At 69.8% G+C, this 13396-nt stretch carries 15 protein-coding genes and 1 pseudogene; 1 reads left to right on the top strand and 15 read right to left on the bottom strand.

The window, feature by feature from the left end:
• Positions 1 to 161: 161 nt before the first annotated feature.
• The 13 genes and pseudogenes from lysS to tilS all read right to left on the bottom strand — a co-directional run bounded on the left by lysS (position 162) and on the right by tilS (position 12243).
• Entirely contained in the window at positions 162 to 1697 is a 1536-nt protein-coding gene (gene lysS, locus E3O67_RS05125; RefSeq protein WP_135102153.1) for a lysine--tRNA ligase, read from the bottom strand.
• A gap of 125 nt (positions 1698 to 1822) precedes the next feature.
• Positions 1823 to 2683, bottom strand: coding sequence for a pantoate--beta-alanine ligase (gene panC, locus E3O67_RS05120; protein ID WP_241981988.1), 861 nt, complete (start codon positions 2681 to 2683; stop codon positions 1823 to 1825).
• A gap of 71 nt (positions 2684 to 2754) precedes the next feature.
• A complete protein-coding gene (locus E3O67_RS05115; RefSeq protein ID WP_135102149.1) occupies positions 2755 to 3522 on the bottom strand; it encodes a Rossmann-like and DUF2520 domain-containing protein in 768 nt (255 codons plus the stop codon).
• Positions 3519 to 5177, bottom strand: coding sequence for a PH domain-containing protein (locus E3O67_RS05110; protein ID WP_135102147.1), 1659 nt, complete (start codon positions 5175 to 5177; stop codon positions 3519 to 3521). Before E3O67_RS05110 ends, E3O67_RS05115 begins: the two co-directional genes overlap by 4 nt.
• Positions 5174 to 5671, bottom strand: a complete 498-nt coding sequence (locus E3O67_RS05105; RefSeq protein WP_241979337.1) for a PH domain-containing protein — start codon at positions 5669 to 5671, stop codon at positions 5174 to 5176. The genes E3O67_RS05110 and E3O67_RS05105 overlap by 4 nt, the downstream gene beginning before the upstream one ends.
• Positions 5664 to 6134, bottom strand: coding sequence for a DUF3180 domain-containing protein (locus tag E3O67_RS05100; RefSeq protein ID WP_134431949.1), 471 nt, complete (start codon positions 6132 to 6134; stop codon positions 5664 to 5666). Before E3O67_RS05100 ends, E3O67_RS05105 begins: the two co-directional genes overlap by 8 nt.
• Entirely contained in the window at positions 6131 to 6718 is a 588-nt protein-coding gene (gene folK, locus E3O67_RS05095) for a 2-amino-4-hydroxy-6-hydroxymethyldihydropteridine diphosphokinase (RefSeq protein WP_135102145.1), read from the bottom strand. Before folK ends, E3O67_RS05100 begins: the two co-directional genes overlap by 4 nt.
• Entirely contained in the window at positions 6715 to 7080 is a 366-nt protein-coding gene (folB, locus tag E3O67_RS05090; protein WP_134431954.1) for a dihydroneopterin aldolase, read from the bottom strand. Before folB ends, folK begins: the two co-directional genes overlap by 4 nt.
• Positions 7077 to 7871 (bottom strand): dihydropteroate synthase, encoded by a 795-nt coding sequence (gene folP / locus E3O67_RS05085; protein ID WP_134431969.1) that lies wholly within the window; start codon positions 7869 to 7871, stop codon positions 7077 to 7079. The genes folB and folP overlap by 4 nt, the downstream gene beginning before the upstream one ends.
• 20 nt (positions 7872 to 7891) lie before the next feature.
• Positions 7892 to 8461 carry a GTP cyclohydrolase I FolE gene (gene folE, locus E3O67_RS05080; RefSeq protein WP_134431958.1) on the bottom strand — a complete coding sequence of 190 codons (570 nt, stop codon included), beginning with the start codon at positions 8459 to 8461 and terminating at the stop codon, positions 7892 to 7894.
• Positions 8462 to 8469: 8 nt separating this feature from the next.
• A complete protein-coding gene (gene ftsH / locus E3O67_RS05075) occupies positions 8470 to 10479 on the bottom strand; it encodes an ATP-dependent zinc metalloprotease FtsH (RefSeq protein ID WP_134431961.1) in 2010 nt (669 codons plus the stop codon).
• Between the two features lie 66 nt (positions 10480 to 10545).
• Positions 10546 to 11097 (bottom strand): hypoxanthine phosphoribosyltransferase, encoded by a 552-nt coding sequence (gene hpt, locus E3O67_RS05070; protein ID WP_104169606.1) that lies wholly within the window; start codon positions 11095 to 11097, stop codon positions 10546 to 10548.
• Positions 11078 to 12243: pseudogene (tilS, locus tag E3O67_RS05065) on the bottom strand (tRNA lysidine(34) synthetase TilS). The gene hpt and the pseudogene tilS overlap by 20 nt, the downstream one beginning before the upstream one ends.
• Before the next feature lie 45 nt (positions 12244 to 12288).
• Here tilS and E3O67_RS05060 point away from each other — a divergent pair.
• Positions 12289 to 12780, top strand: a complete 492-nt coding sequence (locus E3O67_RS05060) for an inorganic diphosphatase (RefSeq protein WP_134431967.1) — start codon at positions 12289 to 12291, stop codon at positions 12778 to 12780.
• A 103-nt stretch (positions 12781 to 12883) separates the two neighbouring features.
• Here the strand turns inward: E3O67_RS05060 and E3O67_RS05055 are convergent, their stop codons facing one another.
• A complete protein-coding gene (locus E3O67_RS05055) occupies positions 12884 to 13240 on the bottom strand; it encodes a C40 family peptidase (protein WP_135102143.1) in 357 nt (118 codons plus the stop codon).
• Positions 13212 to 13396, bottom strand: a 185-nt coding sequence (locus tag E3O67_RS17235) for a hypothetical protein (protein WP_206750560.1), incomplete at its 5' end; no start/stop codon positions are given. The genes E3O67_RS17235 and E3O67_RS05055, both read right to left, overlap by 29 nt.

Raw genomic sequence — 13396 nt, 5'->3', positions numbered from 1 at the left:
CGGCCGCAGGCACGCCGGCCGCAGGCACGCCGGCCGCAGGCACGCCGGCCGCAGGCACGCCGGCCGAAGGCACGCCAGGCGCAGGCTCGCCAGGCGCAGGCACGCCAGGCGCAGGCTCGCCAGGCGCAGGCTCGCGGGGAGGCTCAAAACTCATGGTGTGATTATTTCACCAGTGGGAACAGGATGGTCTCCCGAATTCCCAGCCCGGACAGCGCCATCAGCAGGCGGTCGATGCCCATTCCCATGCCTCCGGTGGGCGGCATCCCGTGTTCGAGGGCCCGCAGGAATTCCTCGTCGAGGCGCATGGCCTCGGGGTCGCCGCCGGCGGCAAGGCGCGCTTGTTCGACGAAACGCTCACGCTGCACGACCGGGTCGACGAGCTCGGAGTAGCCGGTGGCCAACTCGAATCCGCGCACGTACAGGTCCCACTTCTCAACCACGCCGGGGAGCTGTCGATGGCCGCGCACGAGCGGGCTGGTGTCGATCGGGAAGTCCATCACGAACGTGGGGCGGGTCAGGCCACCCTTGACGAAATGCTCCCACAACTCCTCGACGTACTTGCCGTGGATGGGGTGGTCGATGTCGAGCCCCTCCGTGTCGGCGAGCGCCTTCAGCTCGGCGAGCGGGGTGGCCGGCGAGATCTCGTAGCCGACGGCCGCGGACAGGCTGTCGTACATGCCGATGCGGTCCCAGTCACCACCCAGGTCGAATTCGGTGCCGTCGGCCCAGGTCACCACGTGCGAGCCGGCGATGGCGAGCGCGGCATCCTGAATCAGGGTCTGGGTGAGGTCGGCGATCGAGTTGTAGTCGCCGTAGGCCTCATAGGCCTCGAGCATGGCGAATTCGGGCGAGTGGGTGGAGTCGGCACCCTCATTGCGGAAGTTACGGTTGATCTCGTAAACCCGGTCGATGCCGCCGACGACGGCGCGCTTGAGGAACAGCTCCGGCGCGATCCGCAGGTAGAGGTCGGTGTCGAACGCGTTGCTGTGGGTCGTGAACGGGCGAGCGGATGCGCCGCCGTGCATGACCTGCAGCATGGGCGTCTCGATCTCGATGAAGCCCAGGTCGGTGAAGGTGCGACGGAGGCTCGCAACGGTCTGCGAGCGCTGGATCACACTGCGGCGCGCCTGCTCACGGGCGATCAGGTCGAGGTACCGGCTGCGCACGCGGGTCTCCTCGCTGAGCTCGGTGTGCAGGTTCGGCAGGGGCAGCAGCGCCTTGGCGGCGATCTGCCACTCCGTCGCCATGATGGAGAGCTCGCCGCGGCGGGAAGAGATGACCTCACCGGAGACGAAGAGGTGGTCGCCGAGGTCGACGAGGTCCTTCCAGTCGGCGAGGGATTCCTCCCCCACCTCACCGAGGGAGACCATGGCCTGGATTCGGCTGCCGTCGCCGGACTGAAGGCTGGCGAAGCAGAGCTTGCCGGTGTTGCGGAGGTGCACGACTCGGCCGGCGAGGCCGACGGTGACGCCGGTGACGGCGTCCGCGGCGAGGTCGCCGAACCGTGCGCGCACGGCGGGGATCGTGTCGGTGACGGGCACGGACACCGGGTAGGCACCGCCGGCGGGGCTGGTCGCCGCGGCGTTCAACCGGTCACGCTTGGCCAGGCGCACGACCTTCTGCTCATTGGTCTCGGCCTCCGCCACTGCGGCGGCCACGATTTCGGCCTCGGTCGGTACTGGGTTCTGCTCGCTCATGCGGTTCTCCGTGGCAGGTGGCGGCCGGGTGATGCCCGGCGCCCCCGCGCGTGCTCATTGATGTGACGACGTGTTGATGAAAGGTCGGGCTGGTGGCTGTCGGGCTTTCGGGCTTTCGGTACGGCCTAGGGAAGGTTCAGGGCCACGTTGTCGATCAGCCGGGTGTGACCGACCAGCGCTGCGACCAGCATGCGGGCCGGGCCGTGATGCAGGGCCCCGACCGGAAGGAAGGTCAATGGGTCGACGACAACGAGATAGTCCAGTTTAACCAGCGGCTGGGCGTCGATCCACGCATGGGCGGCCTGCAGGGTGGCCTCGGCTCCCTGACCGGCGACGGATGCGGCGGCCTCGAGCCCCGCAGACAGCGCCCGGGCGGCGGCGCGCTGCGCCGGTTCCAGAGCGCGGTTGCGGCTGGAGAGCGCGAGGCCGCCGTCTTCGCGCACGATCGGGACGACCTCGATGCGGGTGCGGAAGTCGAGGTCGGCCAGCATCCGTTCGATCAGGAATACCTGCTGCGCGTCCTTCTGGCCGAACACGGCCACGTCGGGGCCGACGATATTGAACAGCTTCGCGACCACCGTGAGCATGCCGTCGAAGTGCCCGGGGCGCGCGGCCCCCTCGAGGAGACTGCCGACGGAACCGGCGGTCACCCGGGTGGACGCGGCGCCGTCCGGGTACATCACCTGGTTGGTCGGCGCGAAGACGAACGGCACGCCCTCCACTGCCAGGGCCGCGACGTCGGCCTCGAGAGTGCGCGGGTAACTGCCGAGGTCTTCCCCGACGCCGAACTGCAGCGGGTTGACGAAGATCGACACCACGACGATGTCGCCGAGGCTGCGGGCCCGACGCACCAGGGTCAGGTGCCCGGCGTGCAGGGCCCCCATGGTCGGGACCAGCACGATGCGGGGGCGCCCGAGCCCGGCCTCGCCGCGCTCGACGCGCTCGCTCACGATGCGGCTCCGCGCGTCGGTCAGGCGGCTCCGCATTTCCTCGATGCTGCCGATGACTTCTGGTTTGGTGAGCACGTTCACTCGTCCTCCGGTGTGTTGCGATTGTGTCATTCGTCGAAATCGTCCTGGTCGCGGCCATCGAGCGCGTCGAGCGCGTCGAGCGCGTCGAGCTGGGACAGGTCGAGGCGCTCGGGGCTGGTGCGGGCGAGCGCGTTCTCCATGGCGGAGCGCATCAGCGGCGCGATCACCGCTCCGGGGTGCTCGATGCCGATGCCGGCCAGCAGCCCGGTGGCCTGCTCCACGATCGAGGTGGAGAACGCCGTGGCGGTCTCCACGGCCTCGGCGTAGCCGGCCCGGTCGGCCTCCGCCACGATCACGGGCTCACCGCCCATCTCCACGACGAGCGCCTGGCCGATCGGCAGTACCGGCGTGGGCGCCGTCACCGCGAAGTAGCTGTCGGCCAGGCGGGCCAGGTCGATGCTGGTGCCGGTGAAGCTCATAGCCGGGTGGATGGCCAGCGGGATCGCGCCGCCGGCCTGCGCCGGGGCCAGCACCGCGGTGCCGTACCGGGCCGAGGTGTGCAGCACGAGCTGGCCGGCCTGCCAGGTTCCGGTGGCCGCGATCCCGCTGACGAGGCTCTCGAGCTGCGCGTCGGGCACGGCGATGATGACCAGTTCGCTGCGCTCGACGATCTCGGGAACGGTGAGGATGGGTGCGCCCGGCAGGATCGCCTCGGCCCGGTCGCGACTGGACTGCGAGATGGCGGAGATGCCGACGATCGCGTGGCCGGCGCCGGCGAGGGCGGCGCCGAGGATGGGTCCGACCCGGCCGGCGCCGATGATGCCGATTCCGAGGCGTCCTGGCCGCTGCGTCATTCGGTGACTCCGTTCGTCGGGTACCAGGCGGGATGGTCCTGGTGCGGCCGCTCTACGTTGGGCTGGTCCTGGTGCGGCTGGTTCCAGTGATGGCTGGTGTCGGCCTGGGCGGACGAGACGGCTCCGGAGGCGATCCGGTCGAAGAAGACCAGCGCTTCGGCGGCGTCCACCACCCCGAGGTAGGCGGACACCGGCCCGGCGACGGTGTGAAGCCGGGCGGAACCGAGGCGCAGCATCCGTGTCACCGGGCCCTGCGAGATGGCGACGCTCTGCAACCGGGCCAGCGGCACCAGCACCAGTTCCCGCGCGATCACGCCGCGGCGGAGCAGGGCGATGCCGTCCGAGACGGTGTAGCCGGTGCGGCGCCACGAGAACGGATGCAGCCAGGCCGCCCGGCGCGGAGCGTTCGTGAAGCCGTCGTCGCCGCCCTTCGAGCGCAGGCCCCGTTCGATCAGGGTTTGCTGCTCCGCCGAGTCGAATCCGGGCAGGATCAACTCGAGCACCCGGGCGACGTCGGCGAGCGTTCCCACCGGGAGGGTGGTGGTGTTGGCCTCACCCGCGGCGCCCTTGGTGCTGGAATGGCCGGCCGTGTTGATGCGCACCTGCCACCAGCCGAACGGGCGCCAGAGCAGGGGCTGCGAGACTCCGATCGCGTGGATCCGGCCCGGTGGCAGGGTCTCGTTGCTGGTGGTGAGCAGCCCGAAGCCGACCCGCACGCCGTCGGGGGTGCCGGCGATGCTGTACCGCAGCGACTTGGTGACGCGGGTGAAGTAGAAGCTGACGCCGGCGATCAGGGTGGGGATGAACGCCACGAACAGCCAGTCGCTGCCGCCGGCGGTCACGCTGACGATCAGGGCGATCCCGGCGAGCACGACGAAGACCGTGAAGCCGCTGCACACGACGGATCCGATCAGCCGCCCGAGCGGGATCCGCACCACCGATTCCGGCGGCGCCGCGTCGGGGTCCAGTTCGGGCGCGAAGAAGTCCCGGGCCCGGTCGGCGACGCTGAAGGCAGCGGCCGGCGCGTAGACCGGCTCGGGGCCGAGCCCGGCGCCGGCGGCCGGGGCGAGCGCAACATCCGGGGCGAGCGCAACATCCGGGGCGAGCGCGGCCTCCGGGACGGGAACGGCCTGCTGGCGCAGTCCGGACGCGAGGCGAAGGATGTCCCGGCGCAGCTGGTCTGCCAGGGCCGACCCCAGGTAGGCCAGTTGCACATTGGCGTCCTGGCCGGCCACGCTGACTTCCAACTTCGCGGCGCCGATCAGGCGCGGGATGAACGGGCGCACGATGTTGACGCCCTGGATGCGGTCGAGGCGGGCCCGGCGGTTGCTGCGGAAGAGCATTCCGCTACGCACCTCGACGACCTCCGCTGTGACCCGGAAGGTGTGCATGCGCCAGGACAGGTAAAAGACCGCGAGGATCAGCAGGAGCACGACGGCGACCGCGAGCAGCGCCCAGCCGACGGCGCCGCGCTCGAGGATCGCGTCGATCGGGTCCCCGCCGTAGCGCGGCACCCCGAAGAAGACGTCGATCAGCCGTTCGCGCAGGTTGGCGATGATGAAGCCGAGCACCGCGACGATGAAAATGCCGCCGCGAAGTAGCGGGCTGGCCGGATGCAGCCGGTGCCATTCCCCGTCGGCGAGCGTCGTGGTCACAGCCCGGCCCGACGACTCTCGGCCAGCTCCACGAGGCGGTCGCGCAGGCTCTCCGCATCGGCCTCGGGGAGTCCGGGAATGAGGACCCCGGACGAGGCCGCCGCGGTAACGAATTTGAGGTCTGCCAGCCCCAGCCAGCGGGCAATCGGGCCGCGGGTGATGTCGACCAGCTGCATCCGCCCGTAGGGAACGGACACGAACCGGGTGAACATGATGCCGCGTCGGAAAAGCAGGTCGTCGCGCCGCAGCTGGTAGCCGATGGCCCGCACCCGGCGCGGTTCGAACGCGACGGTGGCCCCGGTGATCAGCACGACCGCGCCGATCACGTAAAGCGCCCACTGCACGTCCAGGAGCAACCACACCGCTGCGGCCGCGGCCGCGAGAACCAGTCCGAAGACGATCGTGCCGACCGTCTCCACCACCACGTAGCGCGGCGAGACGCGCTTCCACTCCCCCACATCGGGGAGGTCCAGTCGGTCGGCCGCGTCAGGCACGCACTTCTCCCTGCTCTTGATCGTCGTCATCGGGGGGAAGCGTGCAGAAATGCTCGGCCACGAGCCCCAGCGTCAGGAGGATCGCGGCACCCACCGCCGTCCCGATTGCAGGCCATAACGATGTTACCGCCGGTACGACCGAGCGGGTCAGGATGTAGAGCACGATTCCCAGCCCGCCGCCCAGTAGCAACGCCCCGCTCAGCGCGGACGCCTTCGCCAGCAGCGCCACACGGATGGCCAGGAACGGGTTGACGTGCTGGCCCACCCGGCCGCGTGTGGCCTGGCGGATCGGCCGGGCCAGCGCCAGGACGACGACACCGATGGCGATCAGGGCGATCGGAAGGGTGGTCGGGGGCAGGAACATCGCCGAGCCGCTTGCCACGGCGGCCAGCTCGAGCAGGAATGCGACGACCAGGCCCACCAGGCCCAGGGCGACCAACGCCGACGCCTGAGTGCGTTTCACCGGCTGCCGCCCGACGACGGCAGTGCCGCGTGCCGCTGCACGGTGGTCTCGATCGCCGCGAGCAGCGCGCTCACGGGGCCCTGGCCCGGGAGCACGGCGGCCGGGTCGAGGTCCAGCCAGGGAGCCAGCACGAAATCGCGCTCGGCGGCCCGCGGGTGCGGGATGGTCAGGCGGTCGTCGTGCAGCGAGATCGTGCCGAACACCACGATGTCGATGTCGAGGGTACGGTCGCCCCAGCGTTCGACCCGCACCCGGCCGTGCTCGTTCTCGATGGCGTTCACCGCGTCGAGCAGAGTGTGCGGGTCCCCGGTGTAACGGATGCCGACCACCAGGTTCAGATAGCGGGGCGCGTCGTCATCGACGCCGCCGACCTTCATCGCCGCTGACTCGTAGACGGGGGAAACGCCGGTTAGCTCCAGTCCGGGCACCGACTCCAGCGCGGATATCGCCGCGGTGAGCGTGGCCGCGCGGTCGCCGAGGTTGCTCCCCAGGGCGAGCAGCGCCGGTTGAGGGGTCGCGAATCGACCTTCGCCGGCCGCCGGAAGGTCGATTCGCGACCCCTCACGGTGGAATGCGCCGGTCATGCGCGCGTCCGCACGATCTGCACCGCGACATCCGTGAACGGAACGGAGATCGGCGCCTGTGGTTTGTGCACCGTCACCTGCACCCTCTCGGCGGCGTCGTGGGCGAGTACCACGGCGGCGATGCGCTCGGCGACGGTTTCGATCAGGTCGACGGGGTTGTGCCTGGCAGCATCCGTCACCTCCTCGGCCAGCTCGCCGTAGTGGATGGTCTGCGTCACATCGTCACTCGCGGCGGCACCCTGCAGGTCGAGCCAGACCGTCACGTCGATGACGAAGTCCTGGCCGTTCTCCCGCTCGAAATCGTAGACGCCGTGGTGGGCGTTGACCCGCAGGCCGGTGAGCGTGATGGAATCGCTTCTCATGGTCCTATTCTGGCGGAATCCGCCAGTGCCAGCACATTCAGCGCCGCTCGGGTCGCCGCGACGTCGTGCACGCGCACCGCCCAGGCGCCGGCCTGCGCGGCCAGCACGCTGACCACGGCGGTCGGCAAATCGCGGTCCAGCACGCCCGCGTCGACCGGGAGCACCCCGGCGAGGAACCGCTTGCGGGAGGCACCCACCATGACTGGGAATCCCAGTCCGGCGAAGGCGTCCAGATGCGCCAGCAGGCTCCAGTTGTGCTCGGGCAGCTTCGAGAAGCCAAGACCCGGATCGAGCACGATCTTCTCCCGTGGCAGGCCGGCCGCCGTCAGCGCGTCGACCCGGGCGGACAGCTCGGTCCGCACCTCGGCGACGACGTCGCCGTAGACGGCGAGGTCGTCCATCTTCGGGGCGTGCGCCCGCCAGTGCATGGCCACGTACGTCAGCCCGCTCCGTGCGGCGACGGATGCCATCAGCGGGTCCGCCAGGCCGCCGGAGACATCGTTGATGATCTGCGCCCCGGCGGCGGCCGCCGCGTCCGCGGTGCTCGCGTTGAGGGTGTCGACGCTGATCGACAGTCCCTGCCGGGCTAGCTCGGTGATCACCGGGATCACCCGGGATTGCTCCTCGGCGGGTGCGACCCGGCCGGCGCCGGGGCGAGTGGACTCACCGCCCACGTCGATCAGGTCGGCTCCCTGGGCGTGAAGGTCGAGGGCGTGGGCGATGGCGGCATCCGTCGACGCCCACCGGCCACCGTCGCTGAAGGAGTCCGGGGTGACGTTGAGCACCCCCATGACCAGGGTGCGCGGCCGGGTCACCGGCCGGAGCCGATCAGGGCCATGATCTCGGCGCGCATCACGGGATCGGAGAGGGACCCGCGGCTGGCCATCGTGACGGTCGAACTGGCCGTCTGGCGCGAGCCGCGCGCGGTGACGCAGCCGTGCACGGCGTCGAGCACGACCAGCACGCCGAGCGGTGCCAGCCCGGTGTGGAGGGCCTCGGCGATCTCCTCGGTCAGGCGCTCCTGCATCTGGGGCCGGGCGGCGATCGTGTCGACGACGGCGGGCAGCTTGCCCAGCCCCACGACCCGCTCGTTCGGCACGTAGGCCAGGTGGGCGATGCCGAGAAAAGGCAGCAGGTGGTGTTCGCAGACGGACCGGAAGGCGATGTCGCGCAGGAGCACCAGCTCACCGGTGTGCCGACCCACCGGGATCGTGTCGCGCAGGTGGTCGACCGGGTCGACCTCCAGCCCGGCGAAGAACTCGCCGTAGGACTCGGCCACCCGGCGAGGAGTGGCCTCGAGGCCCGGCCGGTCGGGATCCTCGCCGATTGCGGCGAGGATCTCGGCGACGGCGGCTTCGATCCGCGCCTTGTCTACTGCCACCCGGGGGCCTAGGCGGTGGCGGGGCGAGGGGTGCGGGCCGGCGTGCGGGCCGGCGTGCTCGCCGCGGTCTCGCCGGCGGAGTCGCCATCGACGACGCCGCTTTCAATGGATGCCTTGGGGGCCGGCATCGCGATGGGCGGCAGGTCGGACACCGGGCGCTTGTCACTGGACAGCCACTGCGGGCGCGGGGGCAGCTTCACGACGCTCGTGAAGATCGCGGCCAGCGCGTGCTGGTCGAGCGTCTCGTGCTCGAGCAGTTCGGCGGCCAGCTCGTCGAGGATCACCCGGTTCGTGATCAGCACCTGGTAGGCCTCGTCATGCGCGTCTTCGAGGAGCTGGCGCACTTCGGCATCGACGCTCTCGGCGACCCGCTCGGAGTAGTCCCGCTGGTGGCCCATGTCGCGACCGAGGAAGACCTCGCCGGAACCCTGCCCGAGCTTGAGCGGACCGACGGCCGAACTCATGCCGAACTCGGTGACCATCTTGCGCGCGGTGGAGGTGGCCTTCTCGATGTCATTCGAGGCGCCGGTGGTGGGGTCGTGGAAGATGATCTCCTCGGCCACCCGGCCGCCCATTGCGTAGGCGAGCTGGTCGAGCAGTTCGTTGCGGGTGACGGAGTAGCGGTCCTCGACCGGCATGACCATCGTGTAGCCGAGGGCCCGTCCGCGGGGCAGAATCGTGATCTTGGTGACCGGGTCGGTGTTGCGCATCGCGGTCGCCACGAGGGCGTGGCCGCCCTCGTGGTACGCGGTGATCAGCTTCTCCTTGTCGCGCATGACGCGGCTGCGGCGCTGCGGACCGGCCATCACGCGGTCGACGGCCTCGTCGAGGGCGCGGTTGTCGATCAGCTGCGCATTGGAGCGCGCAGTGAGCAGGGCCGCCTCGTTGAGTACGTTGGCCAGGTCGGCGCCGGTGAAGCCGGGCGTTTTGCGTGCCAGAACCTCGAGGTCGACGCCGGGAGCCATCGGCTTGCCCTTGGAGTGCACCTCGAGGATGCGCTTGCGGCCGAGCATGTCGGGCGCGTCCACGCCGATCTGGCGGTCGAAGCGGCCGGGGCGCAGCAGCGCGGGGTCGAGGATGTCGGGCCGGTTGGTGGCCGCGATCAGGATGACGTTCGCCTTGACGTCGAAGCCGTCCATCTCGACCAGCAGCTGGTTGAGGGTCTGCTCACGCTCGTCGTGCCCGCCGCCCATGCCGGCGCCGCGGTGGCGGCCGACGGCGTCGATCTCGTCGATGAAGATGATGGCCGGGGCGTTTTCCTTGGCCTGCTGGAACAGGTCACGCACGCGGCTCGCGCCGACGCCCACGAACATCTCCACGAAGTCGGAGCCGGAGATGGCGTAGAACGGCACGTTGGCCTCGCCGGCGACGGCGCGGGCGAGGAGGGTCTTACCGGTTCCGGGAGGGCCGTAGAGCAGCACGCCCTTGGGGATGCGCGCCCCGACAGCCTGGAATTTTGCCGGCTCCTTGAGGAATTCCTTGATCTCCTCGAGCTCCTCGATGGCCTCGTCGGCCCCGGCGACATCCGCGAACGTCACCTGCGGGCTCTCCTTGGAGACGAGCTTGGCCTTCGACTTGCCGAACTGCATGACCTTGTTGCCGCCGCCCTGCATGCCTGCGAGCATGAACCAGAAGAATGCGCCGATCAGGAGCAGGGGAAGCATGATGCCGAGCAACGACAGGAACCAACTGGACTTCGGCACCTCGTCGGTGAAGCCGTCCGCGGGGCTGGCGTTCGTGACGGCCGTGATGACCTCTTCGCCGCGCGGGGCGACGTAGTAGAACTGAACCTCGGTGCCGAGGTCCTTGTCCGCCTTGGTCAGGATCAGGTCGACGCGTTGCTCGCCATCGACGATCGTGACCTCGGAAACCTTCCCGTCTTTCAGGAACTCCAGACCCTGTTGGGTGGGAATCTCTTTGAATCCAGACATGGTGATCAGGCTCGACCCTATCCACACGGCAACAATCGCCAGCAGAATGTAGAGGAGCGGCCCGCGGAGTAGTTTCTTGACCTTCATCGTGGTGACAGGCTACCGTGACGCCGCTGGAGGAAGACCGTGTGTTCGCCCAAAGCGCTACCGGCCTCAGCTGTAGATGTGCGGAGCGAGCACGCCCACCGAGCGCAGGTTGCGGTAGCGCTCGTCGAAGTCGAGACCGTAGCCCACGACGAACTGGTTCGGGATGTCGAACCCGAGGTATTTCACGTCGATGTCGACGCGTGCGGCATCCGGTTTGCGGAGCAGGGCGCAGATTTCAACGGATTCCGGTCCGCGCGACTTCAGGTTGGAGAGGAGCCACGACAGGGTCAGACCGGAATCGATGATGTCCTCGACGATGAGCACGTTGCGGCCGTGCAGGTCGGTGTCAAGGTCTTTCAGGATGCGCACGACGCCGCTGGACTGCGTGCCGGACCCGTAGGAGCTGACCGCCATCCAGTCCATCGTGATCGGATGCACGAGCTCGCGCGCCAGATCGGCCATGACCATGACCGCGCCCTTGAGCACGCCGACCAGCAGCAGATCCTTGCCGGCGTAGTCCGCCTCGATCAGGCGGCACAGCTCGGCGAGCCTGGTGCGGATCTGCTCCTCCTCGATCAGAATCTCGGTGAGGTCGCCTTCAATGTCGCGGGGTTCCATGGGAGCGGGAGAGTCCTTTGCTCGGGGCGTGTCCAGGCGCGGTGAAAATCAGCCAGCCGTCCTGCCGTTCAACTCTAACGCCTGGCAGGTCGAGCGACTTCTGCCCGTGCCAGTCGGTGACCAGGCGCAGCGCGGCGAGCGTGTGCACGCGTTCCAGGGACACCCCGAACTCCCGTTCGACCGCGAACCGGATGATCCGCTGGCGCACCGCGGGCGGATTCGCCTCAAGCCGGCTCGCCTCCAGCCGGATGCCGGGATCGGCTCGCTCGCCGATTTGCGCGCCGAGTTGCGCGGTGAGTTGCTCGCTCAGTTGCTCGCTCAGGACGCGGGCCAGGTCGTCGAGGGCGCTCGAATCCTCGCGCAGCTGCCCGGCTGTGCGCACGAGCGCTTCGGCCACGCCGGGTCCCAGCTCCCGCTCGAGCACCGGCAGCACGGTCTGGCGCACCCGCACCCGGGCGAAGCGCGGATCGTCGTTGTGCGGGTCCTGCCAGGGGTGCAGATCGGAATCCACGCAGAATTGCCGGGTCTGGGCGCGACGGATGCCCAGCAGCGGACGCAGGATCGGCCCGCCAACCGGTTTCATTCCCTGCAGGCTCGTCGGGCCCGATCCCCGGGCGAGGCCGAGCAGCACGGTCTCCGCCTGGTCGTCGAGGGTGTGCCCGAGCAGGATGTGGCTCGCGCCGGTCTCCCGGCGCGCCTCGTCGAAGGCCGCGTACCGGGCGGTGCGGGCGGACGCTTCCGGCCCGCCGGCATCCGCGCCGTGCTCGACCGTGACCCGCAGGACGAGCACCGGGTCGNGGCGGACGCTTCCGGCCCGCCGGCATCCGCGCCGTGCTCGACCGTGACCCGCAGGACGAGCACCGGGTCGAGGCCCAGTTCCCGGGCCTGCTGCGCCGCAGCGGCCGCGACGCCGGCCGAGCCGGCCTGCAGGGCGTGGTCGACGATGACCGCTCCGGCCCGCAGGCCCGCGCGCGGCGCCTCGAAGGCCGTGGCCGCGGCGAGGGCGAGTGAGTCGGCTCCCCCGCTGAGGCCGACCAGTACCAGGGCGTCGCCGGGCGCAGGCCCCGCCTCGGTGAGCAGGGCGCGCACCTGGCGGCGCAGATCGGCGATCACCGGGGTGAGCCTCGGGCGGCGTGGGGACTCCATCCAGTAACGTTATCGACAGACTGTGAACAAGGGAGAGACCAGGCCATGGCCGCATACGACGCAGTAATCGAAATCCCCCGCGGGAGCCGCAACAAGTACGAAGTCGATCACGAGACCGGGCGGGTGTACCTGGACCGGGTTCTTTACACGAGCTTCGTGTACCCGACCGACTACGGCTTCTTCGAGAACACCCTCGGACTCGACGGCGACCCGGTCGACGTCCTGGTCCTGATCGAGTTCCCCCTGTTTCCGGGTGTCGGCCTGTCGGTTCGCCCGGTCGGCGTGTTCAACATGACCGATGACGGCGGCTCCGACGCGAAGGTCATCGCGGTTCCCGCCGGCGATCCGCGCTGGGACTACATCCAGGACGTCACCGACATCCCGGAGTACACCCGCAAGGAGATCGAGCACTTCTTCGAGCACTACAAGGACCTTGAGCCCGGCAAATGGGTCAAGACCGAGGGCTGGGGCGACGCCGCGGAGGCCGACCAGATCGTGCGCGACGGCATCACGAAGCTGGCGGACGAGGCCCACTAGCCTTCCCGACCCACGCAATCCGGCGATCCGCTTCGCCGAATCGTGGGAAAAGCCCCTTTCCGGAGTCCGGGAAGGGGCTTTTCTCATGATCCGGCACGGACGGTCAGCCGGGTCGACCCACGTAGGGGGCCACCTCGCCGACGGACCAAATGCTGTGGATACGCACGGGCGCGGACGGGTTCGGGGCCTCGAGGATCCTGCCGCCGCCCACGTAGAGCGCCACGTGGTAGTAGTCGCCGCCACCACCCCAGAAGACGAGGTCGCCGCGCTGGGCCTGGCTGAACGGCACCAGGCGGCCCTGATTGGCCATGGTGCGGTACTGGTTGGTGGCCGAGTGCGAGCCGATGTAGACGCCCGCCGCCGCGTAGGCGGCCTTGGTCAGCCCGGAGCAGTCCCAGACGTTCGGCCCGGAGCCGCCGAGCACGTAGCGATCACCGATCTGCTGGGTGGCGAAGGACATGGCCGTGTCGACCGCGCCGGCGCTCGGAGCCCGTACGGCGGGTGCCGGAGCCGCCGGAGCTGGAGCCGCCGGAGCCGCCGGAGCTGGAGCCGGCGCCGCCGGAGCTGGAGCCGGAGCCGCTGGAGCTGGAGCCGGCGCCGCCGGAGCTGGAGCCGG

Source organism: Cryobacterium sp. TMT3-29-2, from assembly GCF_004564305.1.
GTDB classification, from domain to species: domain Bacteria; phylum Actinomycetota; class Actinomycetes; order Actinomycetales; family Microbacteriaceae; genus Cryobacterium; species Cryobacterium sinapicolor.
Note: the sequence above shows the minus strand (reverse complement) of the source record. Positions and strands in the feature narration are given on the sequence as shown.

Coding starts and splice junctions, on each gene's coding strand:
- ftsH (WP_134431961.1), bottom strand. CDS start 10,479: ATGAAGGTCAAGAAACTACTCCGCGGGCCGCTCCTCTACATTCTGCTG.
- folP (WP_134431969.1), bottom strand. CDS start 7,871: ATGGGGGTGCTCAACGTCACCCCGGACTCCTTCAGCGACGGTGGCCGG.
- E3O67_RS05115 (WP_135102149.1), bottom strand. CDS start 3,522: ATGACGCAGCGGCCAGGACGCCTCGGAATCGGCATCATCGGCGCCGGC.
- hpt (WP_104169606.1), bottom strand. CDS start 11,097: ATGGAACCCCGCGACATTGAAGGCGACCTCACCGAGATTCTGATCGAG.
- folB (WP_134431954.1), bottom strand. CDS start 7,080: ATGAGAAGCGATTCCATCACGCTCACCGGCCTGCGGGTCAACGCCCAC.
- folK (WP_135102145.1), bottom strand. CDS start 6,718: ATGACCGGCGCATTCCACCGTGAGGGGTCGCGAATCGACCTTCCGGCG.
- lysS (WP_135102153.1), bottom strand. CDS start 1,697: ATGAGCGAGCAGAACCCAGTACCGACCGAGGCCGAAATCGTGGCCGCC.
- E3O67_RS05055 (WP_135102143.1), bottom strand. CDS start 13,240: ATGTCCTTCGCCACCCAGCAGATCGGTGATCGCTACGTGCTCGGCGGC.
- panC (WP_241981988.1), bottom strand. CDS start 2,683: ATGCGGAGCCGCCTGACCGACGCGCGGAGCCGCATCGTGAGCGAGCGC.
- E3O67_RS05060 (WP_134431967.1), top strand. CDS start 12,289: ATGGCCGCATACGACGCAGTAATCGAAATCCCCCGCGGGAGCCGCAAC.